The 25,786-nt window shown below is 59.0% G+C and carries 25 protein-coding genes; 7 read left to right on the top strand and 18 right to left on the bottom strand.

The genetic code is table 11. From position 1 onward, the window contains the following. Window positions 1–268 precede the first annotated feature (268 nt). The 4 genes from AC3ZVB_RS08455 (at window position 269) to AC3ZVB_RS08470 (ending at window position 5,450) form a co-directional block, all read left to right on the top strand. Window positions 269–2,041, top strand: coding sequence for an N-acetylglutaminylglutamine amidotransferase (locus tag AC3ZVB_RS08455; RefSeq protein WP_162436379.1), 1,773 nt, complete (start codon window positions 269–271; stop codon window positions 2,039–2,041). Between the two features lie 3 nt (window positions 2,042–2,044). After that, complete coding sequence (ngg, locus tag AC3ZVB_RS08460; RefSeq protein ID WP_490146291.1) at window positions 2,045–3,793, top strand: N-acetylglutaminylglutamine synthetase; 1,749 nt, start codon at window positions 2,045–2,047, stop codon at window positions 3,791–3,793. Window positions 3,794–3,966: 173 nt separating this feature from the next. Beyond that, a complete protein-coding gene (locus tag AC3ZVB_RS08465) occupies window positions 3,967–5,157 on the top strand; it encodes an osmoprotectant NAGGN system M42 family peptidase (RefSeq protein WP_162436381.1) in 1,191 nt (396 codons plus the stop codon). A gap of 65 nt (window positions 5,158–5,222) precedes the next feature. Then, entirely contained in the window at window positions 5,223–5,450 is a 228-nt protein-coding gene (locus tag AC3ZVB_RS08470) for a YheU family protein (RefSeq protein WP_007945785.1), read from the top strand. A gap of 53 nt (window positions 5,451–5,503) precedes the next feature. On the opposite strand, the gene csrA is transcribed toward AC3ZVB_RS08470, so the two are convergent. The 3 genes from csrA to AC3ZVB_RS08485 form a co-directional block, all read right to left on the bottom strand. After that, window positions 5,504–5,683 (bottom strand): carbon storage regulator CsrA, encoded by a 180-nt coding sequence (csrA, locus tag AC3ZVB_RS08475; protein WP_194692990.1) that lies wholly within the window; start codon window positions 5,681–5,683, stop codon window positions 5,504–5,506. Window positions 5,684–5,834: 151 nt separating this feature from the next. Further along, window positions 5,835–6,167, bottom strand: a complete 333-nt coding sequence (locus tag AC3ZVB_RS08480) for a YnfA family protein (protein ID WP_162436383.1) — start codon at window positions 6,165–6,167, stop codon at window positions 5,835–5,837. A 64-nt stretch (window positions 6,168–6,231) separates the two neighbouring features. After that, window positions 6,232–7,047, bottom strand: a complete 816-nt coding sequence (locus AC3ZVB_RS08485) for an SDR family oxidoreductase (RefSeq protein WP_194692991.1) — start codon at window positions 7,045–7,047, stop codon at window positions 6,232–6,234. Window positions 7,048–7,333: 286 nt separating this feature from the next. On the opposite strand from AC3ZVB_RS08485, the gene AC3ZVB_RS08490 reads away from it, so the two are divergent. Next, window positions 7,334–7,486, top strand: a complete 153-nt coding sequence (locus AC3ZVB_RS08490) for a DUF3309 family protein (RefSeq protein WP_010461760.1) — start codon at window positions 7,334–7,336, stop codon at window positions 7,484–7,486. Window positions 7,487–7,547: 61 nt separating this feature from the next. Here AC3ZVB_RS08490 and AC3ZVB_RS08495 read toward each other — a convergent pair whose 3' ends face one another. The 10 genes from AC3ZVB_RS08495 to AC3ZVB_RS08540 all read right to left on the bottom strand — a co-directional run bounded on the left by AC3ZVB_RS08495 (window position 7,548) and on the right by AC3ZVB_RS08540 (window position 17,150). Next, entirely contained in the window at window positions 7,548–9,641 is a 2,094-nt protein-coding gene (locus tag AC3ZVB_RS08495; RefSeq protein ID WP_490146292.1) for an LTA synthase family protein, read from the bottom strand. Window positions 9,642–10,002: 361 nt separating this feature from the next. Continuing rightward, window positions 10,003–10,605, bottom strand: coding sequence for an START domain-containing protein (locus tag AC3ZVB_RS08500; RefSeq protein ID WP_490146293.1), 603 nt, complete (start codon window positions 10,603–10,605; stop codon window positions 10,003–10,005). 41 nt (window positions 10,606–10,646) lie between these two features. Continuing rightward, a complete protein-coding gene (locus tag AC3ZVB_RS08505) occupies window positions 10,647–10,901 on the bottom strand; it encodes a YkgJ family cysteine cluster protein (RefSeq protein ID WP_194692993.1) in 255 nt (84 codons plus the stop codon). A 165-nt stretch (window positions 10,902–11,066) separates the two neighbouring features. Next, entirely contained in the window at window positions 11,067–11,537 is a 471-nt protein-coding gene (locus AC3ZVB_RS08510; protein ID WP_162436388.1) for a translation initiation factor 2, read from the bottom strand. A gap of 102 nt (window positions 11,538–11,639) precedes the next feature. Continuing rightward, window positions 11,640–13,079 (bottom strand): aminotransferase-like domain-containing protein, encoded by a 1,440-nt coding sequence (locus tag AC3ZVB_RS08515; RefSeq protein WP_162436389.1) that lies wholly within the window; start codon window positions 13,077–13,079, stop codon window positions 11,640–11,642. 199 nt (window positions 13,080–13,278) lie between these two features. Beyond that, window positions 13,279–14,091 (bottom strand): OmpA family protein, encoded by an 813-nt coding sequence (locus AC3ZVB_RS08520; protein ID WP_490146294.1) that lies wholly within the window; start codon window positions 14,089–14,091, stop codon window positions 13,279–13,281. Continuing rightward, window positions 14,088–14,444: a DUF4398 domain-containing protein gene (locus AC3ZVB_RS08525; RefSeq protein WP_490146295.1), complete on the bottom strand. Its 357-nt coding sequence runs from the start codon at window positions 14,442–14,444 to the stop codon at window positions 14,088–14,090. Before AC3ZVB_RS08525 ends, AC3ZVB_RS08520 begins: the two co-directional genes overlap by 4 nt. 9 nt (window positions 14,445–14,453) lie before the next feature. Then, window positions 14,454–15,278: a substrate-binding periplasmic protein gene (locus tag AC3ZVB_RS08530; RefSeq protein ID WP_490146296.1), complete on the bottom strand. Its 825-nt coding sequence runs from the start codon at window positions 15,276–15,278 to the stop codon at window positions 14,454–14,456. Between the two features lie 192 nt (window positions 15,279–15,470). Next, entirely contained in the window at window positions 15,471–16,400 is a 930-nt protein-coding gene (locus AC3ZVB_RS08535) for an electron transfer flavoprotein subunit alpha/FixB family protein (RefSeq protein ID WP_490146297.1), read from the bottom strand. Then, a complete protein-coding gene (locus tag AC3ZVB_RS08540; RefSeq protein ID WP_162436394.1) occupies window positions 16,401–17,150 on the bottom strand; it encodes an electron transfer flavoprotein subunit beta/FixA family protein in 750 nt (249 codons plus the stop codon). A 546-nt stretch (window positions 17,151–17,696) separates the two neighbouring features. Here AC3ZVB_RS08540 and AC3ZVB_RS08545 point away from each other — a divergent pair. Continuing rightward, on the top strand, window positions 17,697–19,361 hold the full coding sequence (locus AC3ZVB_RS08545; RefSeq protein ID WP_490146298.1) for an electron transfer flavoprotein-ubiquinone oxidoreductase: 1,665 nt from the start codon (window positions 17,697–17,699) through the stop codon (window positions 19,359–19,361). 90 nt (window positions 19,362–19,451) lie between these two features. Here the strand turns inward: AC3ZVB_RS08545 and AC3ZVB_RS08550 are convergent, their stop codons facing one another. Continuing rightward, the gene (locus AC3ZVB_RS08550; RefSeq protein ID WP_162436396.1) at window positions 19,452–20,342 is read right to left on the bottom strand and encodes an AraC family transcriptional regulator; all 891 of its coding nucleotides are present in this window, start codon (window positions 20,340–20,342) and stop codon (window positions 19,452–19,454) included. Between the two features lie 192 nt (window positions 20,343–20,534). On the opposite strand from AC3ZVB_RS08550, the gene AC3ZVB_RS08555 reads away from it, so the two are divergent. Then, a complete protein-coding gene (locus AC3ZVB_RS08555; RefSeq protein ID WP_194692998.1) occupies window positions 20,535–21,587 on the top strand; it encodes an NAD(P)-dependent alcohol dehydrogenase in 1,053 nt (350 codons plus the stop codon). On the opposite strand, the gene AC3ZVB_RS08560 is transcribed toward AC3ZVB_RS08555, so the two are convergent. The 4 genes from AC3ZVB_RS08560 to AC3ZVB_RS08575 all read right to left on the bottom strand — a co-directional run bounded on the left by AC3ZVB_RS08560 (window position 21,584) and on the right by AC3ZVB_RS08575 (window position 25,785). Continuing rightward, window positions 21,584–22,387 (bottom strand): IclR family transcriptional regulator, encoded by an 804-nt coding sequence (locus AC3ZVB_RS08560; protein ID WP_490146299.1) that lies wholly within the window; start codon window positions 22,385–22,387, stop codon window positions 21,584–21,586. The genes AC3ZVB_RS08555 and AC3ZVB_RS08560 overlap by 4 nt on opposite strands. Window positions 22,388–22,447: 60 nt before the next feature. After that, window positions 22,448–23,758, bottom strand: a complete 1,311-nt coding sequence (locus AC3ZVB_RS08565; protein WP_194692999.1) for an MFS transporter — start codon at window positions 23,756–23,758, stop codon at window positions 22,448–22,450. A 196-nt stretch (window positions 23,759–23,954) separates the two neighbouring features. Further along, window positions 23,955–25,103, bottom strand: a complete 1,149-nt coding sequence (gene dgoD / locus AC3ZVB_RS08570) for a galactonate dehydratase (protein ID WP_090186690.1) — start codon at window positions 25,101–25,103, stop codon at window positions 23,955–23,957. 61 nt (window positions 25,104–25,164) lie between these two features. After that, window positions 25,165–25,785, bottom strand: coding sequence for a 2-dehydro-3-deoxy-6-phosphogalactonate aldolase (locus AC3ZVB_RS08575; RefSeq protein ID WP_162436400.1), 621 nt, complete (start codon window positions 25,783–25,785; stop codon window positions 25,165–25,167). Between the last annotated feature and the right edge of the window lies 1 nt (window position 25,786).

Here is a 25,786-nt window from a genome sequence, read left to right on the forward strand (position 1 = left end):
CTTCAGTCTATTAAGCTCGTCAGGCAATTAAAAACGCGAATACCGGGTTGAATTTCCGGGCTTTCAAGCAACTACTCCTATGCATCAGATCAATAATTACCGCCCCGCCAATGCACACTCGTGCAGCGCGCACCATTCGTCAGCCAATACCCGCTTATAACTTATCGATCTAAAACTCCCGCGAATCGCTCGGGTCAGTTTCTGAGTACCCGCACTTTTGTTGCGGTATCGATAGACCCTCCCCAACGGAAAAACCGGTAAGGACTTTATGTGCGGATTAGCTGGCGAGTTACGCTTTGATCATCAACCTGCGGACCTTGCAGCCGTTGAACGAATCACCCATCACCTGGCACCTCGCGGCCCTGACGCGTGGGGCTTTCACAGCCAGGGGCCGATTGCCCTGGGCCACCGTCGCCTGAAAATCATGGACCTGTCCGACGGCTCGGCGCAGCCGATGATCGACAACCAGTTGGGCTTGTCCCTGGCCTTTAATGGCGCGATTTACAATTTTCCCGAGCTGCGCACCGAACTCGAAGGCCTCGGCTACGCCTTTTATTCCGGCGGTGATACCGAGGTGTTGCTCAAGGGCTATCACGCCTGGGGTGAAGCGCTGCTACCGAAACTCAACGGCATGTTCGCCTTCGCCATCTGGGAACGCGACGCTAAACGCTTGTTCATCGCCCGCGACCGTCTGGGCGTGAAGCCGTTGTACCTGTCGCGCACCGGCCAGCGCCTGCGCTTCGCCTCGGCACTGCCGGCACTGCTCAAAGGTGGTGATATCAATCCGATCCTTGATCCGGTGGCGCTCAATCACTACTTGAACTTCCACGCGGTGGTTCCAGCGCCGCGTACCCTGCTGGCGGGCATCGAAAAACTGCCACCAGCCACCTGGATGCGCGTTGAAGCCGATGGCACCACCGAGCAGAAAACCTGGTGGACCCTGCCCTACGGCCCACACGCCGATGAGATGAACCTGACGCTCGAAGACTGGCGCGACCGAGTGCTGGACAGCACGCGTGATGCTGTCGCCATTCGCCAGCGTGCGGCGGTTGACGTGGGTGTCCTGCTGTCCGGTGGTGTGGATTCGAGCATGCTCGTGGGCCTGCTGCGTGAAGTCGGCGTGGAAAACCTGTCGACCTTTTCCATCGGGTTCCAGGATGCCGGCGGCGAGCGTGGTGACGAGTTTCAGTATTCGGACCTGATCGCCAAGCATTACGGCACCCAACATCACCAACTGCGAATTGACGAAAAAGAGATCATCGAGCAATTGCCAGCGGCATTTCGTGCCATGAGCGAGCCGATGGTCAGCCACGATTGCATCGCCTTTTACCTGCTGTCCCGGGAAGTCGCCAAGCACTGCAAGGTGGTGCAAAGCGGCCAGGGTGCGGACGAACTGTTCGCCGGTTATCACTGGTACCCGCAGGTCGACGGTGCAGCCGATCCGTACGCCGCTTATCGCGACGCGTTCTTCGACCGCAGTTACGACGACTACGCCGCCACCGTGCAACCGAAATGGCTGACGGCGAATGACGCTGCCGGCGACTTCGTGAAGGAACATTTCGCACAGCCGGGCGCCGACGCAGCGGTGGACAAAGCGCTGCGTCTGGACAGCACCGTGATGCTGGTGGATGACCCGGTCAAACGCGTCGACAACATGACCATGGCGTGGGGCCTGGAAGCACGAACCCCCTTCCTGGACTATCGACTGGTGGAATTGTCGGCACGTGTGCCGGGCAAATTCAAACTGCCGGACGGTGGCAAGCAAGTCTTGAAAGAAGCGGCGCGACTGGTCATTCCAAGTGAAGTCATCGACCGCAAGAAAGGTTATTTCCCGGTGCCCGGCCTCAAGCATCTGCAGGGCGATACGTTGAACTGGGTGCGTGAGTTGCTGCTTGATCCAAGCCAGGATCGCGGCCTGTTCAACCCGGCGATGCTTGACCGCCTGCTGACCGATCCGCAAGGCCAGCTGACCCCGTTACGCGGCTCCAAGCTGTGGCAACTGGCGGCGCTGAACCTGTGGCTCAGTGAACAAGGAATCTGATCGATGAAACCCCACGCCACGGCTTATAGCCAACGCTTGTTGCGCGGTCAGGCTCCTTCCTATGAACGTTTGCAAGCGCGCCTGGCCGAAGACGGCAGTGAGCTCGGCGCTGCGCCGATCGCGGTGCATTGCGGCTGGGGCCGACTGCTGATCGGCCACACCTTTGCGGACCCGGCGAGCCTTGCTCAGGAACTGCTCAACGAAAAGCCCGGTGAGCGCGATATTGCGCTGTACGTTGCCGCGCCTCAGCAGATATTGGGGTTGGAGCCTGCGCAGCTGTTTCTGGATCCCTCCGACACCCTGCGCCTGTGGTTCAGCGATTACCGCCCGTCCACGCGCGTATTTCGCGGTTTTCGCATCCGTCGGGCCCAGAGCGACTCGGACTGGCAGGCGATCAATCATCTGTACCAGGCGCGCGGAATGCTGCCGATCGATGCCAGTTTGCTGACCCCGCGACATCTGGGCGGCCCGGTGTACTGGCTGGCCGAAGATGAAGACAGCGGCGCGATCATCGGCAGTGTCATGGGCCTCAATCATCACAAGGCATTCAACGATCCGGAAAATGGCAGCAGCCTGTGGTGCCTCGCCGTGGACCCGCAATGCTCGCGGCCCGGTGTAGGTGAAGTGCTGGTGCGGCACTTGATCGAGCACTTCATGAGTCGTGGGCTGAGTTACCTGGACTTGTCGGTGTTGCATGACAATCGGCAGGCGAAAAGTCTTTACGCCAAGCTCGGTTTTCGCAACCTCTCGACCTTCGCCATCAAACGCAAGAACGGCATCAATCAGCCGCTGTTTCTGGGCCCGGGCCCTGAAGCCGACTTCAATCCGTATGCGCGAATCATCGTCGAGGAAGCTCATCGCCGTGGCATCGAAGTACAGGTCGATGACGCCGACGCCGGGATGTTCACGCTCATTCATGGTGGTCGTCGAGTGCGTTGCCGCGAGTCCCTGAGCGACCTTACCAGCGCCATCAGCATGAGCCTTTGCCAGGATAAAAGCCTCACCCACAAGGTGCTTAAAGCTGCCGGACTGAACTTGCCCTCCCAACAACTGGCCGGCAACGCGGATGACAATCTGGCGTTCCTTGACGAGCACTCACGGGTGGTCGTCAAGCCGCTGGATGGCGAGCAGGGTCAAGGCGTGGCGGTAGATTTGCAAAGCATTGAGGACGTACAGCAAGCCATCGAATCGGCGCGCCAGTTTGACAGTCGGGTGTTGCTGGAAAGCTTCCACGAAGGCCTTGACCTGCGGATCCTGGTGATCGGTTTTGAGGTCGTTGCGGCCGCAATTCGGCGCCCGGCCGAAGTGGTGGGTGACGGTCAGCATTCCATCGGTGCGTTGATCGAAGCCCAGAGTCGGCGACGTCAGGCAGCGACCAGCGGCGAAAGCAAAATCCCGCTGGATCATGAAACCGAACGCACGTTGCAAGCGGCGGGTTACGACTACAGCAGCATTCTGCCGGCGGGCGAACATCTGTTCGTACGGCGTACGGCGAATCTTCATACAGGCGGCGTTCTTGAGGACGTCACGGCGATCCTTCACCCGACACTGGTTGATGCCGCCGTGCGGGCTGCACGAGCGCTGGACATCCCGATGGTAGGGCTGGACCTGATGGTGACGGCGGCGGATCAGCCTGAGTATGTGTTCATTGAAGCCAATGAGCGTGCCGGGCTGGCCAACCATGAGCCGCAGCCGACGGCAGAGCGGTTTGTGGATTTGCTTTTTCCGCACAGCCAGCCCGCTGCGTCTTAGCAGGTGTAGCAGCTGCCGAGGCACGAGGCTGCGTTGCGTGTCCGCAGGACCGCCCTTTGGGGCCGCTGCGCAGCCCAACGCAGCCTCGTGCCTCGGCAGCTGCTACACCGGGCTTGGTCCCTTCCAATCACTTCATCGAAACCATCGATGTTCTTTACTCATCAGGAGTTTCCATGACCAGCAAAATCCCCGAACCAGATCTCAACTACCTGCAAAAAGTCCTGCTTGAAATGCTCGCCATTCCAAGCCCCACCGGTTTTACCGACACCATCGTGCGCTACGTCGCCGAGCGCCTTGAAGAGCTGGGCATTCCCTTTGAAATGACTCGCCGCGGGACCATTCGCGCCACGCTCAAGGGCAGGAAAAACAGCCCGGACCGAGCGGTCTCCGCGCACCTGGACACCATTGGCGCGGCCGTCCGTGCGGTGAAAGATAACGGGCGCCTGACTCTGGCGCCGGTCGGCTGCTGGTCCAGCCGATTTGCCGAGGGTAGTCGGGTCAGCCTGTTTACCGACAACGGAGTGATCCGTGGCAGTGTGTTGCCGCTGATGGCTTCCGGGCACGCCTTCAACACCGCGGTCGATGAAATGCCGATTAGCTGGGACCACATCGAATTACGCCTCGACGCCTACTGCGCCACCCGTGCCGATTGCGATTCGCTGGGCATCAGTGTCGGTGATTTCGTGGCCTTCGACCCGTTGCCTGAATTCACTGAAAGCGGGCACATCAGCGCCCGTCATCTCGACGATAAAGCCGGCGTTGCCGCGCTGCTGGCGGCACTCAAGGCTATTGTCGACAGTGGCGAAGAGCTGATGATCGACTGCCATCCGCTGTTCACCATCACCGAAGAAACCGGCAGCGGTGCTGCGGCGGCATTGCCGTGGGACGTCAGTGAATTCGTCGGCATCGACATCGCGCCCGTCGCTCCCGGGCAGCACTCCAGCGAACACGCTGTCAGTGTGGCGATGCAGGATTCGGGCGGGCCGTATGACTATCACTTGTCCCGACATCTGTTGCGATTGGCCAGTGACAACGAACTGCCCGCGCGGCGCGACCTGTTTCGCTATTACTTCAGCGATGCCCACTCGGCCGTCACTGCCGGTCACGACATTCGCACCGCCCTGCTCGCCTTCGGCTGCGACGCCACCCATGGCTACGAACGGACCCACATCGACAGCCTGGCCGCCCTCAGCCGCCTGCTCGGTGCCTACATCCTCAGCCCGCCGGTGTTCGCCAGCGATGCGCAACCGGCCAAGGGTTCGCTGGACCGGTTCAGTCATCAGATCGAACACGAGACGCAGATGGAAAGCGACACGCGGGTGCCGTCGGTGGACAGCCTGGTGGGGCAGCGTAACGATAGCTAGCGCGAACGCTGGTGGTGTGTTGATAACAGCCGTAGCATCGCGACATTGTTTTTGCCGAGGTGACTATGCTGATTCCCTACGACCAACTTGAAGTCGACACCCTGACTCGCCTGATCGAAGACTTCGTGACCCGCGACGGCACCGATAACGGTGACGACACCCCACTGGAAACACGGGTTTTACGTGTCAGGCAGGCGCTGACCAAGGGCCAGGCACTGATTGTTTTCGACCCTGAGAGCGAGCAGTGCCAGTTGATGCTCAAGCATGATGTGCCCAAGCATTTGTTCGACTGAAATGCAGGGGAGCAAGAACGATCATCATCCCGCGGCCCGTGCCGCGGCGATGATCACTTCTTGTCTCTTTTTTCAGATTGAATACGCTCGTAGATTTCGGCGCGATGGACCGTCACGCACCTGGGTGCCTCGACCCCGATTCGTACGCTGTCGCCATTGACGGCCAGTATGCGTATGGAAATGGTGTCGCCAATGGCGATCAACTCGGGGACAACGCGACTGAGCACTAGCATGGGGGGGCCTTCAAAATGACTGGACCTCGAAGATGCCCCGCCCGCGACAGGTCTTCAATGCGGTGTAGGAAATACAGTCATGCCCTACAACCTCAAGCGAACCACACCTTCAGAAAATTCTTACAAAACGGAAAAATGCAGGATTATTCCTTCAGGAAGCGGAGAAGCGCGGCCCGAAAAGGATGACGGTCGCGCCGATGACGCACAGCGCCACGCCGATCCAGTCCGAGCTCAGTGGACGAATCCGTTCGACCACGGCGAGCCAGCCAATCGAAGCAATGATGTAGATGCCACCGTAGGCGGCATAGGCGCGGCCGGCGTAGGTCGCTTCGACACGGGTCAGTAAAAGCGCGAACAGCGTCAAGCTGAGCAGTGCCGGTACCACCCACCAAGCGCTTTTGCCTTGGCGCAGCCACATCCAGAAAGCAAAGCAGCCTGCGATTTCGAACAGCGCGGCGAGAAAGAACCACAAATAATTGAGCATGTGCATGTCTCGCGAGGATGACCGATGGCGGCCACCCTAGCGACGGCATAGCATTCGGGCAAGTTCAGCCTGCGGTTTGCTTGGCCTTGGCGCGCATTTTATCGGCCATCACGGTCATTTCGTTGTAGAGCAGTTGCGGGTTTTTCTGCTTGATCGCCCACGCCATACGGCCTTGTTCGTGGGGCAGAATCATGAATTCGCCGGCCGCGACCTGCTGATAGATGTAGTCAGCAATGTCGGCAGCCGTGATCGGCGAACTTTCCAGCAGCTTGCCGACCTGCGCTTTCATGGCAGGCGTCGGGCCACGGAACGAATCCAGCAGGTTGGTCTGGAAAAACGACGGGCATACCACGTGAACCCCTATCTCCTGCTGTGCCAGTTCGATCAGCAGGCTCTCCGACAACGCCACGACGCCGGCCTTTGCCACGTTGTAGTTGCTCATGGCAGGGCCTTGCATCAGCGCGGCCATCGAGGCGATGTTGATAATCTTGCCTTTGCTGACTTCCAGCAACGGCAGGAATGCCTTGCAGCCTTTGACCACGCCCATCAGATTGATCGCGATCTGCCAGTCCCAGTCCTCAAGGGACAGCTCGTTGAAGAACCCGCCCGACGCCACGCCAGCGTTGTTGACGATGACGTCGATACCGCCGAGCTTCTCTTCACAGGCCTGGGCGAATGCCGTCAGCTGACTGTAGTCGCGCACATCACAGCGCTGGGTAAACCCATCGCCACCGGCTTCACGAACCAGCTTCAACGTTTCCTGCAGGCCGGGCTCGCTGACATCCGACAAGGCCAGTTGCCAGCCTTCACGCGCCCAGCGCAGCGCGATTTCGCGACCCAAGCCCGAGCCTGCACCAGTGATCATCATGCGATTTTGCATAGCAAACAGCCTTGTTGTTCCGGGAAAGATCTGTCGAGTGTAGCGAAGGACCCGGGCCGACCCACGCTCCATCAGATTGCTGAATGGGCTGCTCAAACCGCGACCGTGGGCGCATCAACTAGTGCTGCATAAAAAGAAATAAGCCTGTCTTCGAAAAACATTAAAAAAAGTTGGAATTTTCTCTCACACGCCAGAGTCGGATCTTTTAAGCAGCTCGGATTTATTGCATTCCAGCTGACAGTTAAAGCTAGGTCATTCCGGAACACTTCCAACAAGGAAATAGACAATGGGCACTATTCTTATCGTTATTCTGATCCTTCTGCTGGTAGGCGGTTTACCGGTCTTCCCACACTCCAGAAGTTGGGGTTATGGCCCGTCGGGTATCATCGGCGTGGTGTTGGTGGTGCTGTTGATCCTGCTGTTACTTGGCAAGATATAAAGAATTAGCGAACAAAAAAAGAGGCCCTTGAAAAAGGGCCTCTTTTTTATTGCCTGAACAGTTAGTCCGGCTTGCCGTCAACGACACCGGCGGTGTTGTCGATCAGGCTTTTGGTCGCCGTCTGCAGGAATGCTTCCAGTTTCTGCTTGAGTTCAGCGGTACGCGGTGCGTCCGGAATTACTTCCGCACGAGGCGATGCGCCCAGCTCGTACCGGTAAACCTTCGGCGCCATTTCCTTCTCCTTCGGCAGGACCAGGATCTGATCGGCCGTGATGATGGCGGTGGTCTGCTCACTACCCGACGGCTTGATCACACCGAAACCGGTGTCGCCTGCAGGTAGGTTCAGCAAGTCACGTCCCCAGCACTGATGGCGTACTTCGCCGCCGATCCGCCCCATGATGGTCGGCACGATATCGATCTGGGTGCCCACGGTGTGGTCGCGCTCGCCGAATTTTTCCTGGATGCCCGGTGCGATCAGCAGCATCGGCACGTTGAAGCGGCCCAGGTCCATTTCGGTGATCTGACGCTCGTTACCAAAGCCGTGGTCGCCCACGATGACGAACAGGGTTTCCTTGAAGTAAGGCTCTTTACGCGCTTTCTCAAAGAATTGACCCAGTGCCCAATCGGCATATCGCATGGCCGTCAAATGCTCGTTCAGGCTGCCACGATCGGTCACACGCTCCACCGGCAATGGCGTCGGCAAAGCGTAAGGCGTGTGGTTGGACAGGGTTTGCAGCAATGCATAGAACGGCTTGCCGTTTTCCCGGCCCTTGAGCTCGATCAGACCACGGTCGAACATGTCCTGGTCGGACACGCCCCAGGTCGGATCGGAGAACACCGGGTTCACGTAATCATTGCGACCGATGAAGTTGGTCATGCCCTGGCTGCTGAAGAAGCCCGACTGGTTATCCCAGGCGAAGTCGCCGTTGTAGACATAGACATCGTCATAGTCACGGGCACTGAGCAATTGCGGCAGGCCGGACAATTTGTGGCTGCCTTCAGGCGTCTGCATCAGGTATTCGAAGCCTGGCAGGTTCGGGAAGCAGGCCATCGTGGCGAACATACCCTGGTGGGTGTGCGTGCCGTTGGAGAAGAAGCGATCGAACAACAGGCCTTCCTTCGACAGTTTGTCGAGGTACGGCGTAATGTTGCCCGAGGCGCCCAATGCGCCGACCGAGTGACCGGCCATGCTTTCCATCAGGATCACGACGACGTTCTTGATCGGCAAGGTCTTGTCAGCGGGCGGCGTGTAATCACGACGCACGGCGGCGGTGTCGGCATCGACCAGTTTGTCGTCCTGCATCACCAGCATGTCACGCACAATCTTCTGGGCTTCAGGCTGTGGCAGCGTGGCCTTCCAGATGTTGTCGCGGTCTTCGGACATGCGGCTCTTGGCTGCAGCGATCAGCGACAGTGTGCCGTTAATGCCCAGCTGGTTGGCGAAGTTCGAGTCGGTGGTGTAGACATCACCCCAGCGCAGCGGCGGCCCTTGGCGCAGCGTGCCACGCGCTGCGACCACGCAGATCAGCAGGCAAAACACGAACACGGCAATGCGCGTGTACCACGGAGCGACCTGGCGAGTGCTGATGGTGCCACCGCTGAACGGCCCACGTGGACGAGTGGCACGGTCGGCACCCTTGAACGCGAGGGTCAGGATGATGGTGCCTGCGACCCACGCCAACAGGTAACGAACGACCGGGAAACCGTACCAGAGCATGCTCGTCACGGTTTTCGGGTCTTCTTTCACGTATTGGAACACCAAACCGTTGAGGCGCTGGTGAAACTCGCGGTAGAAATCCATCTCCATCAGGCCGAGGAACAACGCGATGCTCGAAGCAACGGTCAGCCAGAAACGGAAGAAGCCGCGGGCGGCCATGGCACGGACACTGAACAGCGCCAGCACCAGCGGAATGCTGAGGTAGACCACGAGGCGCAGGTCGAAACGCAGGCCATTGACGAACGCTTCCACGAAGGTCGAGGCCGGGGTATCGAGGATCATCTCGCTGTTGTAGACCAGCAGCGCGAGGCGCAGCAGGCTGAACATGACCATCATGATCAAAGCGCACAGCAGCGTGTAGGCCAGATGCGATTTGACGGTCGGTTGCAGCAGGCGACTAGAAGCTCGCTGCTGTTTCAGGGCGTCCGGGTTTGCCATGTCGTTTTAGGACCCATTGGAAGTTGAAGTTTCAAAAATACAGCGGCGCCTTGCCCTCTGTTGGCCAGGAACTGGCCCCGGGGCTTGCGCGGTGCGCAAATGTTGCACGATCACCCGCAGCATTGCCATTGATTACTGTTCGGTATTGGCGCGGGCGGATTGTCTTGGAGGCTTTGTGAAAATTTCGTGCAACGCATATCCGGAAACAAAATAAAGGCTCTTTGTGGTAATACCGTCGAGCTGAGCCGCCTCATCGACAACGCAAACTCTGTAGCAGCTGGCGAAGCCTGCGTTCGGCTGCGCTGTGGCTTGATAAAAAACGCCCCAAACCAGTCGGGGCGTTTTTTCACGAGCGATGCAATTACTTCTCGGCGCGTTCTTTCAGGGCTTTCAACGTATTGAACGGCGCATCCACCACAAACTTGTTAGCCACCATTGACGGCACGCTGCCGCCCGGCTCGGTGTGAACCTGGTAGATCACTTCGATCTGATCGCCCTTGGGCACGAATTTCCAGAAGCCTTCAACCTTGGCGACCCGCACAAAACCTTTCTCTTCAGGCAGGTACGTCGGCACGCTCTCAAGCTTGCGGGTCAGGCTGCCATCAGCGCCTTGGGTCGTGGTGACATGCATGACCGAATCACGCGGGGTGACAGGCCATGGCGTATTGAATTGCGTGTAGGTCCAGCTTTGATCGCCTTCGTGCTTGAGCAATTTCTGCATCTTGCATTCATGAATCCAGGCACAGGCACCCGGTACGTCTTCCTGCAATGCGCGCAGTTTGGCCATGGTGGTCTTCATCAGGGTCACACCCTGGTAGGCCTTGTAGTCGGAACCGGCCACTTCACTGAGGGACACCTTGATCCCGTCCTCGTTCTTGGCAACTTTCCAGTCCTCGGCGTGTGCCGATGTCGCCAGAAAAACCGTTAACCCACACAGCACAGCCATACGATGCAGCGAACCCATAGTCTTATTCCTTATTGTTGAAGTTCCGTTCGTCAAACACATCACGCCGCCGTCATTTGCTCCCACCAGCCAATCAGGTTGATCGCTTCTTCGCTGCTGTTGCCACAGATCTCGGGGTCGGCATCAAACGCCGAACAAACCGCAGGACGCTCCGGTTTGCCGAAAATGTTGCACAGGTTTTCGACCGACAGTTGCAGGCAACGTTCTCCCGCGGGTTTGCCATTGGGCATACCGGGAATCGGTGAGCTGATTGAAGGGGCAATGCAACAGGCGCCACAGCCCTCACGGCATTTCATGACGACAAGCTCCTCGCGACGGGCGATGTATGAAAAGGACGGGACACAGAGTAACCGCTTAAACAGTTGTTTTAAATTACACGGGCGCAGGTTTTTACGATGAGACAGGTGTGACTGACCAGTCTCCGACAAAGCGTCCGGCTTGTGAGTCACGTATCAGGGATTTTACTGTTTGAACTCGAAGTCCAGGGCAGCGCCTTCGACGTCGCGGCGCTCTTCATTGCGCAGTTGCAACTGCATTTCATTGTTGAGCAGACGTCCGTTAAGCTGAAAAGGACTGCTACCGGCCTTGTCCCCGAACATTTGTGGCAGCAGTTCATCGTGCCGGGGCAATGGCACCGTACCGATCGGGTCAAGCTCTTCGACCATGTCTTTGGGCAAGCTTAAATCGAGCTTGGCCGCCGGTAGTGGGGTTTTTGCGATCTCACTGGCGGATTTCGACTTGGAAGCAACCGGCGGGCGTTTTTTTACTACCGCCTGTTTGCTTTGGGCCGCCGCTGTTTTTTTCGCGGGTGTCGTTTTCTTCTCGCGAGCGCTTGCCGTCGGGTTTTCCTGAACGGAAGCCGCCATGACGCTTTCTTGAACAGTCATCAGCAGGAAGATCGAAAGACAGGCAGCGGGGAAAAACTGTTTCATGGACCCAACGGCACTCAGGGCAGAGGGCCATATGCTCGCCTGTTGAAGACCACAAGACAAGCACGGGCAGGAATTACCTGCCCTCCCCGTCAAATTTCCCCGTCAAATACCGGCGCCCATTTCCTGGCAAAGCTGGGTGGCAAGCATGCCCAGCGTCATCAGGGCACGCTCGGCCTCACGGTTCCAGGGGATTCCGCAGTTCAGTCGAATGCAGTGGTTGAACTGCTCGGTGTTACTGAAAATCAGCCCCGGAGCAATGCTGATACCTTGCTGCAACGCTCGCACATGCAGTTCCTGGGTGTTGACGCGTCCCGGCAGACTCACCCACAGGATGAAACCACCGGTAGGCCGGGTCATCTGTGTGCCTTCGGGGAAATGCTGCTGAACCGCCAGTTGGAAAGCGCTGAGGTTCTTGCGGTACTCCTGGCGGATGTAACGCAGATGCCTGTCGTAGCCGCCGTTTTCCAGATAAGCAGCAATGCCCATTTGCGTGACACTGCACGCTGAATGGGTGCTGAAGGTCTGCAAACGCTGGATTTCCTGCTGATACTTGCCCGCAATCATCCAGCCGATCCGCACGCCGGGCGACAAGGTTTTGGAGAAGCTTGAGCAATAGATCACCCGGTCCAGCCGGTCATAGGCCTTGAGCGATTTGGTGCGACCTTGTTCGAACATCAGTTCGCCGTAAATATCGTCTTCGACGATCTGGATATCGAAGTCCGATGCCAGGCGCAGCAATTGCTTCTGGCGCTCTTCGGGCATGGTGCCGCCCAAGGGATTGCTCAGACGAGTGGTCAATACCAATGCCTTGATCGACCACTGGTTGGCCGCCAGTTGCAAGGCTTCGAGGCTCATTCCGGTGGCCGGATCGCTGGGAATCTCGATGACCTTGAGGCCCAGAAGATCGGCCAGTTGGAGCAAACCGTAGTAAGTCGGCGATTCGGCGGCGATCAGATCGCCCGGTCGGGTCAGAACGCGCAAGGACATCTGCAGGGCATCGACGCAGCCGTGAGTAATGACCACTTCAGATGGATCGACCACCACACCCGCATCACGCATGCGAATCGCGACTTGCCGGCGCAACGGTTCGAAACCCGGGCTGAACATGTAGCTGAAGGCGCGCGGGCTATGGAAGCGAGTGACCTTGGCCAGTTGCTGATGCAGCGCACGCACAGGCAGGTAATCGACACTCGGCACGGCGGCGCCCAAGGGAAAAACGCCTTCACGACGCGACTCGACCAAGACCTGCTGAATGATGCTGCTGCGCGTCACCAGTCCGGGGCGCTCGACCCGGGCGATGTCTGGTGTCGGCGCGGTCAGGGCGGGAGTCTGGTGCACGTAGTAGCCAGACTGCGGCCGGGCACGAATCAGCCCCTGGTCTTCGAGATTGGCGTAGGCCTGCAACACCGTGGCGTGGCTGACGTTGAGCTGCGAGCTCATCTTGCGCACCGAAGGCACGCGCTCCCCCGGTTGATAGACACCGCGGCGGATGTCCTCGGCCAGCTGTTGAGCAATACGTTGGTAAAGCAGGAGATTGGTCATGACGCGACACTCGATTTCACGGGCATTTTATTCTTGTGTGAAACATACCGGAACAGTTTAGAAGTGTACTGGGACAGTTGCCACAATAGTCGACCATACAGTGCAGTGTCAGCAAAAACTGTACTGTTTTGAGGGCTGGTTGGCAGGCATAAAAAAACCCGGCACTGTCGAGCAGGCCGGGCTTTCCAACTACGCAACCCTATCGGGCGGCGCCGAGTTGGCCTTTTTCGTCGGAGAACACAATTTCCACCCGACGGTTCTGTGCACGGCCCCGTTCGGTGGCATTCACGTCCACCGGGTATTCATCGCCATAGCCCTCGACCTGAATTCGCTTGTCGTCGATGCCCAGGTCCATCAGCACGTCCGCCACCGATTGCGCGCGGTCACGGGACAACTTGAGATTTTCCTGCTTGCCGCCGGTGCTGTCGGTATAGCCTTCGATGCGTACTACGCGCTTCGGATTGAGCTGCAGAAACTGCACAATCTTCAACACCACCCGGTTTGCCGAACTCTTCAATTCCGCTTCACCCGTGTCGAACAGTACGTCACCCAAGGTCATCACCAGACCACGGTCGGTCTGGGTGGTTGCCAGCGCAACAATCTGTTCTTCCAGCCACTTGCCCTGCTGCTGCACGCTGAGCAACTTGGATTCGCGCAGGGCCAACTGCAGGCGCTGACGCTCGAGCTCCAGCTTCGCGGCACTCTCTTCATTGAGCACTTTATTGGTGTGCTCACGAGCGATTTCGCTGTAGCGCTGACTCAGGTAGGCGTAATGCAGCACATCCGAACCGCTCCCCCAATAGCTGGAAAGACGGTCAGCGCGCGCCAGCGACTCGCCCGCACGGATCACGTCCTTGGGCGCGATGCGCAACACGTTGGAATCTTCCTTCACCTTCTGAAAGTCGGTCCCCGCCTGCTGCAACGCAGCGTCGCTGTGCTGACCGGCACACCCAAAGAGACCTGCACAACTTGCCAGGATCACGCCACCAAAGGCTTTGGATTTAAGGCTCATTGGGCATCTCCCAGTTGCTTGCGCAGTCGAGTGATGCGGGTATTGAGGACGTTCAACTGCTCCTCGCTCTTGAGGGTCAGCACACGTGCTTCGGCCAGACGTGCGTCCAGCTCAGCCTGCTCGGCTCGCATGCGCGCATTCTTGAAGGATTGGTCGTTCATGCTGCCCTTGGCACGGTTGTACTTGTCTTCGGCCAATTTCATTTCCGGCACATCGTCGGCGGTAGCACCCACAGCCTTGGCTTGTTCAAGCGCTTGTTCCGTCAGACGCAGTTGTTCATTCGGCGCAGGATCGGCTGCACAACCCGCCAGAGCCAGAACGGCCAGGGCAGCGAAAATAGGTCGAATACTCACTAAAAATCCCTACTGTTTTGGGGTACTGGCGGGTTGTTGCTGCTGCTGTTTCCAACGCTCGATATTGCGTTGCAACGCGGCTTCCGTCAGTCCGGACGCGGGCAATTCTGTCATCTTTTTGGCCAACTGTCCGCGCAACCACGGATCGTTGCAGGCGGAGTTATGGGAAACCGCCAGATACAGCCCCGGTTTGTCGACCGGCTGCGCACGCGCGATGAGGTCATTGGCCATGCTTAACGACTGCGCGGCGGCCATGCCCGAGTAACGTCCCGCCAGCACGAACTCCACTTCACCCAACAGCAGTTTTTGAAAAGCCTGGGTCAGGTTGGGCGTGCGTGTGAGGCTTAATTGCTGTTCGGCGAAGGTGCCGAACTGCGGTGTCAGACGCGACTTTTCAGACAGTGCGCCGGGATGCCCGTGCAGGTCTTGCGCTTCGTTGTAGACCAGTACCGAGTCTTTTCGGGTCCAGACGAGGTAATCGTTTTCCAGCAGCGGAGGATGAATGTAATCCAGCGATTCCAGCTCGCTGAGCGTCAACGGAGCATCGGCCAACATATCCATGCGCCCGCTGCGCACTTCGTCCAGGGCTTGGGAGCGTTTACCGGCGTACAGCAGGTCGACCTTGATCCCCAGTTCTGCGGCTACGTGCTGTAACAGGTCCGCACTGGCGCCGATCAGGTGCTTGGGGTTTTGCGGGTCCTGCCACAGGTACGGGGGCGCGTCGGGGCTACCGGTCACCACCAGGCGCTCGCACTTGCCTGCCGCCAAGGACAGCGTCGGCAACGCCATCAGGCCCAACAGCATTGACCAACTGCACATGCGGCGTAAATCCATGACGGTACACTCCCCTGAACCCGGTTACATAACCTGTAGGAGCGAGCTTGCTCGCGATGATCTCAACTGCACCGCGTTTAGCCAGAACGCACGCGTCATCGTTAACGTCCATCGCGAGCAAGCTCGCTCCTACAAAAAAACAAAAAAAAACCCGACCAAAAGGTCGGGCTCTTTATAAGTGAAGCGGCTGGATTAGACCAGCTTCTCCAACTCCGGGATGGCTTCGAACAAGTCCGCTACCAGGCCGTAATCGGCAACCTGGAAGATCGGTGCTTCTTCGTCCTTGTTGATCGCAACGATCACTTTGGAGTCTTTCATGCCAGCCAGGTGCTGAATCGCGCCGGAGATACCGACGGCGATGTACAGCTGTGGAGCAACGATCTTGCCGGTCTGACCGACCTGCATGTCGTTCGGCACAAAACCTGCGTCGACCGCGGCGCGGGAAGCACCCACGGCAGCGCCCAGCTTGTCGGCCAGGGTGTACAGGTGTTTGAAGTTGTCGCCGTTCTGCATGCCGCGGCCGCCGGAAACGACGATCTTGGCAGCGGTCAGTTCCGGACGATCCGATTTAGCCAGCTCTTCGCCAACGAAGCTGGAGAGGCCAGCGTCGTGAGCAGCAGCAACGGCTTCAACGGCAGCCGAACCACCGGTCGCAGCTACCGGGTCGAAACCGGTGGCACGCACAGTGATCACTTTGACCGCAGCGTTCGATTGAACGGTAGCAATGGCGTTACCGGCGTAGATCGGACGCTTGAAGGTGTCGGCGCTTTCTACCGAGATGATCTCGGAGATCTGGTCAACGTCCAGTGCAGCGGCAACGCGCGGCAGGATGTTTTTGCCGTTGGAAGTGGCGGCAGCCAGGATGTGGCTGTAGCCCTTGCCCAACTCTGCGACCAGAGGAGCGACGTTTTCCGGCAGCTGGTGAGCGTAGGCAGCGTTGTCGGCTACCAGCACTTTCGCCACGCCAGCCACTTGTGCAGCGGCTTCAGCCACGGCGCCAGCGCCCTGACCTGCAACCAGCACGTGGATGTCGCCGCCGATTTTGGCAGCAGCAGCAACGGTGTTCAGCGTGGCCGGAGCCAGCACTTTGTTGTCGTGTTCAGCAATAACCAAGATAGTCATTTAGATTACCTTCGCTTCGTTTTTCAGTTTCTCGACCAGTTCAGCCACCGACTTGACCTTGATACCCGCGCTGCGTGCAGCAGGCGCTTCGACTTTCACGGTCTTGTTGGTGGAGGCGGTGGAAACGCCCAAAGCGTCCGGAGTCAGCACTTCGAGAGGCTTCTTCTTGGCTTTCATGATGTTTGGCAGAGACGCGTAGCGCGGCTCGTTCAAACGCAGGTCGGTGGTGACGATGGCCGGCAGCTTCAGGGAAACTGTCTGCGCGCCGCCGTCGATTTCGCGAGTTACAGCCACGGTGTCGCCGCTGATTTCGACTTTCGACGCGAACGTGCCCTGACCGTAGCCGCTCAATGCAGCGAGCATCTGGCCAGTCTGGTTGTTGTCGCTGTCGATGGCTTGTTTGCCAAGGATCACCAGCTGAGGCTGTTCCTTGTCGACAACAGCTTTCAACAGTTTGGCAACGGCCAGGGAAGTCAGATCTTCGGCGGATTCGACGAGGATGGCGCGGTCGGCACCCAGAGCCAGCGCGGTGCGCAGTTGCTCTTGAGCGGTGGACGGGCCGACGGAGACAACGACGATTTCAGTCGCAACACCTTTCTCTTTCAGGCGTACGGCTTCTTCAACGGCGATCTCGCAGAACGGGTTCATCGACATCTTGACGTTGGCAAGATCGACGCCGGAATTGTCCGCCTTGACGCGAACCTTGACGTTGTAATCAACAACGCGTTTGACAGCTACAAGAACCTTCATGGATTCCTCGTTACTCTCCGGTGAAAAGAAAGTCGCCTAGGCGAACCTGGCGGTTGATGCTCATCGGGCGCAAGGGCACCTCCAAAAACGCCGGCAAAAGTAGCAAGTGACCATCGCTCATGATGAAGATGACCGTTCGTCAGCGGTGACCGACGAGTCATTCATTATCGCGGCGTGTAAACTGCGCGCCAAAGCAGCGCTGCGCATCACCTTCTACTGCCATCGCCCTGTCTTTAGAGGTGCTCTTGAAACCAACAGTCAGCCTACGGCGAGCGCAAAACCGACCGTATCTTGACCGGAACACCTATTCCGGTCAATACGCCAAAACTGCCGTTCATGCGGCGCGTGACTTTGATTTCTCTGGCTTTGAGCCAATTCAAACAAACGTTTGTATTGGACGCTAGGAGTGGTGTAGATATAATGCGCCACCCAGAGAGAAAGGTGGTCAATCGATTGTCCGTTCCGCGCGTTGCGAGGAATTTGTGGATGCGACACCAAAACTCCAATTAGAAAAAAAACTGTTGAGCCTTGAGTAGGAGATAACCTGTGGAACGCGAATACATGGAATTCGACGTCGTCATCGTCGGTGCCGGCCCCGCTGGTCTTTCCGCTGCCTGCCGATTGAAGCAGAAGGCCGCTGAAGCCGGTAAGGAAATCAGCGTCTGCGTGGTCGAAAAAGGCTCCGAAGTCGGTGCTCACATCCTCTCCGGTGCCGTGTTCGAACCACGCGCCCTGAACGAATTGTTCCCGGACTGGAAAGAACTGGGCGCTCCGCTGAACACACCGGTGACTCGCGATGACATTTTCGTCCTCAAGAACGCCGACAGCGCGCAGAAAATTCCTGACCTCTTTGTGCCCAAGACCATGCACAACGAAGGCAACTACATCATCTCCCTGGGCAACCTGTGCCGCTGGCTCGCCCAGCAGGCGGAGAACCTGGGCGTGGAAATCTACCCGGGCTTCGCGGCTCAAGAAGCATTGATCGACGAAAACGGTGTGGTCCGCGGGATCATCACTGGTGACCTGGGTGTCGACCGCGAAGGTCACCCTAAAGAAGGCTTGTACACGCCGGGCATGGAACTGCGTGGCAAGTACACGCTGTTCGCCGAAGGCTGCCGTGGTCACATTGGCAAGCAGTTGATCAAGCGCTTCAACCTCGACAGCGATGCCGACGCCCAGCACTACGGCATCGGCCTGAAGGAAATCTGGGAAATCGACCCGGCCAAACATCAGCCAGGCCTGGTGGTCCACACCGCCGGCTGGCCACTAGATATCATGGGCAGCGAGAACACCGGCGGCTCGTTCCTTTATCACCTGGAAAACAACCAGGTGGTTGTCGGCCTGATCGTCGACCTGTCCTACAGCAACACCTACCTGTCGCCGTTCGACGAATTCCAGCGCCTCAAGCATCACCCGGTACTCAAACAGTACCTGGAAGGCGGCAAGCGCATCAGCTACGGCGCCCGCGCTATCTGCAAAGGCGGCCTGAACTCACTGCCGAAAATGGTCTTCAAGGGCGGCGCGCTGATCGGTTGCGACCTCGGCACCCTGAACTTCGCCAAGATCAAAGGCAGCCACACCGCGATGAAGTCCGGCATGCTCGCCGCTGAATCCGTGGCCGAAGCGCTGTTCGCCGAGAAGGATGGCACCGAAGAACTGACCACTTATGTGGACGCGTTCAAGAAGAGCTGGCTCTACGACGAATTGTTCGCCAGCCGCAACTTCGGCCCAGCGATCCACAAGTTCGGCGCGATCGTCGGCGGTGGTTTCAACTGGCTGGACCAGAACATCTTTGGCGGCAAACTGCCGTTCACCTTGCACGACACCAAGCCGGACTACGCTTGCCTCAAGCTCGCGGCTGACTGCAAGAAGATCGACTACCCGAAACCGGACGGCAAGATCAGCTTCGACAAATTGAGCTCGGTGTTCATCTCGGGTACCAACCACGAAGAAGAACAGCCTTGCCATCTGAAGCTGACCGATCCGAGCATCCCGATCGCCAAGAACCTGCCGCTGTACGATGAGCCTGCCCAGCGTTACTGCCCGGCCGGCGTGTACGAAGTGGTGACCAAGGAAGACGGCGAGAAGCGCTTCCAGATCAACGCCCAGAACTGCGTTCACTGCAAGACCTGCGACATCAAGGACCCTGCGCAGAACATCACCTGGGTGGCGCCGGAAGGCGCTGGCGGCCCGACTTACCCGAACATGTAAGTCGAACGCCTGAACATCAAGGCTCCCGAAACGGGGGCCTTTTTGTTGCCCGGGATTCAAGCCACACGCCTACAGAGAAACCATTGCCACTCAGGCGGCGCGTTCGTCGCCGGGACTGCGCTCGAAGTAGCGCTTGTACTCGCGGCTGAACTGCGACGTGCTCTGATAACCCACACGATGCGCGACCTGCGCCACGCCCAACCCCTCGGTCACCAGCAACGCCTGCGCCTTGAGCAACCGCAAGCGCTTCAGGTACTGCACCGGCGATAACAACGTGCTGCGTTTGAAATGCTCATGAAAAGTCGACGCACTCATGTTCGCGCAACTCGCCAGCGTCTCCACATTCAATGGCTCGGTGTAATGACCATGCAGGTGGTTAAGCGAGGCGGCAATCCGCGCGAACTGACCTTGCTGCTCCACCAATGCCCGCAACACATCGGCCTGCGGTCCACGCAAGGCAACGAACAACAACTCACGCAAACGGGCCTGGCCCATGATCTGGCATTCCAGCGGATCGTGCAGGCAGCGCAACAACCGTTCCACGCAGCCGCGCATCGCGTCGTCCAGTACCGCCGAGGTCATGGATTCTGGTGTTTGCGCCGGAATATGACGCCCCGGTGCCAATCCCATGGCCAACACCAACTCACCCAGCAACACGCGGTCAATCGCGATGGACACGCCCAACATCGGCCCATCTGGCGCCGCAAAGGTTTCGCATTCGAAAGGTACCGGCAGAGCCTGAATCAGATAATGGCCGGCGCCGTACTCCAGCCGCCGCGGCCCCAGATACGCCAGTTTGCTGCCCTGAGCGATGATGACCAGGCTGGGTTCATAAATCTGTGGACCACGGGCGACATCGCAGCTGGCACGCAGCACCTGCACGCCGGGCAACGCTGTCGGTGCGAAGCCGTCGCGGGTCGTCAGTGGCTGGACCAGAGAAACCAGCGTGGCATTGGCATCGAGATGGCGGGTCAACAACATGGAAAGCTCTTCACAGAAAAAGTGGCGGAAAACGGGATGAAACCATCATCGCAGGTCTGCAAACCAATATGACCAATCAACGGCGCATGTCGGAGGATTAGGCATGACACGCGGAGGAATCGCCATGGCCGGGCGAACAGAGGACGCCCAAAATGCGCCACCTCACCCGTCACTGCTTCTGCGAGGTTTCTTATGTACACCGCCATCGGTTATGCCGCCCAATCGGCCACCACTCCCCTCGCCCCCGTGAAATTCGAACGCCGCAGCCCCCGCGCTGATGACGTTGCCATCGATATTCTTTACTGCGGCGTGTGCCATTCAGACATCCACCAGGCCCGCAACGAATGGGGCATTGCGGTTTACCCGCTGATGCCCGGCCACGAGATCGTGGGCAAAGTCACTGCCATAGGTGCAAACGTCACCCGGCACAAAATCGGCGACCTGGTCGGTGTCGGCTGCATGGTCGATTCGTGCCGCACTTGCGAAGCCTGTCAGTCGAACCTCGAGCAGTATTGCCTCGAAGGCCCGACCATGACCTACGCCACGCCTGACCGTGTCGATGGCAGCAACACCATGGGCGGCTATTCGGACAGCATCGTGGTCAGCGAACACTTCGTCGTGCGCATCCCGGAAAAACTCGATCTGGCCAGCGCCGCGCCAATTCTCTGTGCCGGTATCACCACCTACTCGCCGCTCAAGCACTACGGCGTCAAGGCGGGCGACAAGGTGGGTATCCTCGGCATGGGCGGGCTCGGCCACATGGGCATCAAGTTCGCCAAGGCCATGGGCGCCGAAGTGACGCTGTTCACACGCTCGGCGAGCAAGGCCGAGGAAGGTCGTCGCCAAGGCGCGGACCATGTGATCGTGTCCACCGATGCTGAACAGATGAAGGCCGCAGCCGGACATTTCGACTTCCTGCTCGACACCATTCCGGTCCAGCACGACCTCAATCCCTACCTCGACACCCTGCGTTTCGACGGCGTGCACATCCTGGTGGGCTTGATCGAACCGGTCGATCCACCGGTTCATGCGGGCAAGTTGGTGATGAGCCGCCGTGTGTTGGCCGGTTCCCTGATCGGTGGCATCGCAGAAACCCAGGAAGTGCTGGATTTCTGCGCCGAGCACAACATCACCTGCGACATCGAAATGCTCGACATCCGTCAGATCAACGAGGCATACGCCCGCATGATTGCCGGTGATGTGAAGTACCGGTTCGTCATCGACATGGCGACCTTGAAGGTCTAAACCTTCGCGCCAAGTTCTGCCGAAAGCCTTGCTGTGACCCCTTTGATCAGGGGAATCAGCTCGGCCATTTTTTCCAGCGGCATGTATGGCACGGTGCTGGCGATGCTGATACCGGCGACGATGCGCCGGCTGGCATCACGGATCGGTGCCGCCACGCAGCGAATCGACGGTTCGTTGTCTTCCAGGTCAAAGGCGTAACCGCCCGCCACGTACTCGACCATGCGCTGCTGAAACTGCTCCCAGGACTGCTCGGGGTGCTGCGGCCAAAACAGATTCTTCCCACCCGCCGGCAAGCTGACTTCGTACAGCCGCTGCCATTCCTGCTGCGTGTCATCGAGCATCAGCGCCTTGCCAATCCCGGTGCGTGCCAACGGCATTCGGTGGCCGACCCGTGAGCGCATTTCCGGGCCGTTGCGCCCCGGATTCTTGTGCAGGTACAGCACCTCGTCACCTTCGCGAATCGCCAGGTGAATGGTGTCGCCCGTCAGCGCCGACAACTCATCCAGATAAGGCCCCGCCAGGGTTACCAGCGGCAATTCCTCACGCGCCTGAAAGCCCAGTTCGATGAGCTTCGGCCCCAACAGATAACCGACTTGCGGCACCACGCGCAGATAGCGCTCGTCCACCAGGCAACTGGCCAGGCGGTGAGTGGTGCTTCGCGTCGTGCCGATCAACCGGGCAATTTCCTTGAGATCACGGGCACCGCTGGCCACGGCCTGAACCACACCCAAACCACGAAGCAGGGTCTGGGTGCCGGTCGGTGCGGCGTCCTTGGCGATTTTTGGGGCGTCTTCCTGCATATCCAGCCTTTACCGTTGAGCGAGTGAACGGGTGGCATTATGGTCGCCCCATGCTTGGGACTACAACTCGATACGCTCGACCTTACCCACCAGCAGCACGTAGGAAAGCGCCCCGATCAATGCCAGCACCGAGATGTAGGTAATGGCCGGCGCAAATGAGTCACCCGTCGCCAGGAAACCGATGACGATCGGCGTGGTAATCGCCGACAGATTGCCGATGAAATTGAACACCCCTCCGGTCAATCCAAGTAACCGCGCCGGGGCCAATGTCGACACCAGCGACCAGGTGATCGACGCCAGTCCGTTACCGAAAAACGCGAGCGCCAGGAAGGCAATCACCAGCGGTGTGGACTCGACGAAGTTGGCGCCGATGATCGAGGTGGAGATCAGCAGCCCACCGATGATCGGCAACTTGCGGGCGAACCCGACCGTGTAGCCACGACGGATCAGAAAGTCGGAAAAGAACCCGGAACACAGCACACCCACGAAGGCGGCGAGAAACGGCAGCGACGCCAACAGGCCGGACTTGATGAAGTCCATGCCGCGATACTTCACCAGGTACGTCGGGAACCAGGTCAGGAAAAACCACAGCGTCGAGTTGAGGCAGAACTGACCGAGGTAAATGCCCCAGAGCTTGCGTTTGGTCAGGACAATGCCGAGGTCGACCCAACTGAATTTCGCCTTGACCTTGGCTTGCTCAGCCTGGATATCCACCAGCCCGCCGCCCTCGCGGATCAGGTCGATTTCGGCTGCGTTGGCGCCTTTGAAGTCCCGAGGTTCGCGATACACGGCGTACCAGATCACGGCCCACAGAATGCCCACCGCACCCGTGCTGACAAACACCATGTGCCAGCCATATTGATGCTGCAGCCAGGCCAGTACCGGCGTCAGAAAGGCCAACCCCACGAACTGCCCCGAGGTGTAGAAACCGATAGCCGTGGCGCGCTCGCGCTCCGGAAACCAGGTGGTCACCACACGGCTGTTGATGGGATACGCCGGCGCTTCCAGTGCACCAACGGCCATGCGCAGGACGAAAAGCGCAATGAAGCTGGCGGCGAAACCGAGCATCACCGTGGCGATCGACCACAACAACAGCGCGACGCTGTAAAGAATGCGCGGCGGCACACGATCCACCAGCCAGCCGCCGGGGATCTGCATGGCCGCGTAGGTCCAGCCGAAGGCGGAGAAGATCAGCCCGACATGAATCGGATCGATGCCCAGTTCGCTGGTCAGCGCCGGGGCGGCAATCGACAGGTTGCTGCGGTCCAGGTAGTTGATCACCACCGTGATGAACAGCAGCACCATGATGAAAAAGCGCTTGCGGCTGGGTGCCACCAACGACGCCTGCCCGGTAAGGGTTTGCGGTTGCATGGGGAGTGCCTCTTATTATGTTTATTGAGGTCGAATTGAAGACTGGTGTTCGCGGATCTCCTGTCCATGGAGATCAAACTGTGGGAGCCAGCCTGCTGGCGATAGCGGCGTGTCAGTCGCCATAAATGCTGGCTGTGCTGACCATATCGCCAGCAGGCTGGCTCCTACAGGGGATTTGCGGTGGGTCAGAGGACGATCACCACTCGGCAAAACTGCCATCGGCATGGCGCCAGATCGGGTTGCGCCAGCGGTGGCCGACGGCCGCGCGTTCGATCACGTATTCCTCGTTGATCTCGATGCCCAGGCCCGGGCCGTTCGGGATTTTCACGAAGCCTTTGTCGTAGTCGAACACCCGAGGGTCCTTGACGTAGTCCAGCAGGTCGTTGCTTTCGTTGTAGTGGATGCCCAGGCTCTGTTCCTGGATGAACGCGTTGTAGCAAACCGCATCCAGTTGCAGGCAGGCGGCCAGCGCAATCGGGCCCAGCGGGCAATGCAACGCCAGCGCTACGTCGTAGGCTTCGGCCATGTTGGCGATCTTGCGGGTTTCGGTGATGCCGCCGGCGTGGGAGGCGTCGGGCTGGATGATGTCGACATAGCCCTCGCTGAGTACACGCTTGAAATCCCAACGGGAGAACAACCGCTCACCCAGGGCAATCGGCGTGCTGGTCAGCGGTGCCAGTTCCTTCAGCGCTTCGTAGTTTTCGCTGAGCACCGGCTCTTCGATGAACATCAGTTTGTAGGGGTCGAGTTCCTTCATCAGGACCTTGGCCATGGGTTTGTGCACCCGGCCATGGAAGTCCACGCCGATACCGACGTTCGGCCCCACCGCATCGCGTACGGCAGCGACGTTGGCCAAGGCCAGGTCGACTTTCTCGAAGGAATCGAGGAATTGCAGTTCTTCAGTGCCGTTCATTTTCACGGCGGTGAAACCACGCTCGACCGCTTCTTTCGCAGCGCGCGCGGTGTCCGCTGGACGGTCGCCGCCAATCCATGAGTAAACACGAATCTTGTCCCGCACCTGGCCACCGAGCAGATCGCTGACAGACACACCCAGCGCCTTGCCCTTGATGTCCCACAGCGCCTGATCAATACCGGCCAGCGCGCTCATGTGGATCGCACCACCCCGGTAGAAACCGCCACGGTAGAGCACCGTCCAGATATCTTCGATATTGCGTGGGTCTTTGCCGATCAGGTAGTCGGACAATTCCTCAACCGCTGCGGCAACCGTATGGGCGCGGCCTTCAACCACGGGCTCGCCCCAACCGGTCACGCCCTCGTCGGTTTCGATCTTGAGGAAGCACCAGCGCGGCGGAACGATGAAGGTGGTGAGTTTGGTGATTTTCATCTGTGCTCTCTTTTTGTAGATGCAGCTCTTATAGATGCAGCGCTCGCAGCGCCATGCCGTCTTAGCGAAGGGCTTTCCAGGCAGCCACGTAGGCCTTGGCGTTCAGCGCCACGTCCTCGGGCGTCATGCCCGGCTTGAACAGCCCCGAACCGAGGCCGAATCCTTTGACGCCGGCGTCGATGAACACCTGCATGTTGTCCGGCGTGATGCCGCCGACCGGTGCCAGGATCGTTCCAACCGGCAGCACGGCGAGCCAGGCTTTCACCACGGCCGGGCCCATTTGCTCGGCGGGGAACATCTTCAATACGTCAGCACCTTCGGCGAGCGCAGCGAACGCCTCGGTCGGCGTCGCCACACCCGGCGACAGGAACAACCCTGCCGCTTTGGCCGCACGCAAGACCTTGGCATCGCTGTGAGGCATGACGATCACCTGGCCGCCCGCGGCTTTTACCTGTTCGACCTGTTCCGGCGTCAGCACCGTGCCCGCACCGATCAGGCAATCGGCGGGCAAGGTACTGCGAAGGATGCGGATACTTTCGTACGGCTCGGGGGAATTGAGCGGCACTTCAATGACACGAAATCCGGCGGCATACAGGACCTCGCCGATAGCGGCCGCTTCCTGTGGGCGCAGGCCACGCAGGATTGCGATCAGACCGTTTTGCGCCAGTGCTTGCTTGAGCATG

The sequence above is a fragment of the Pseudomonas sp. MDV22-iso1 genome (assembly GCF_058145095.1).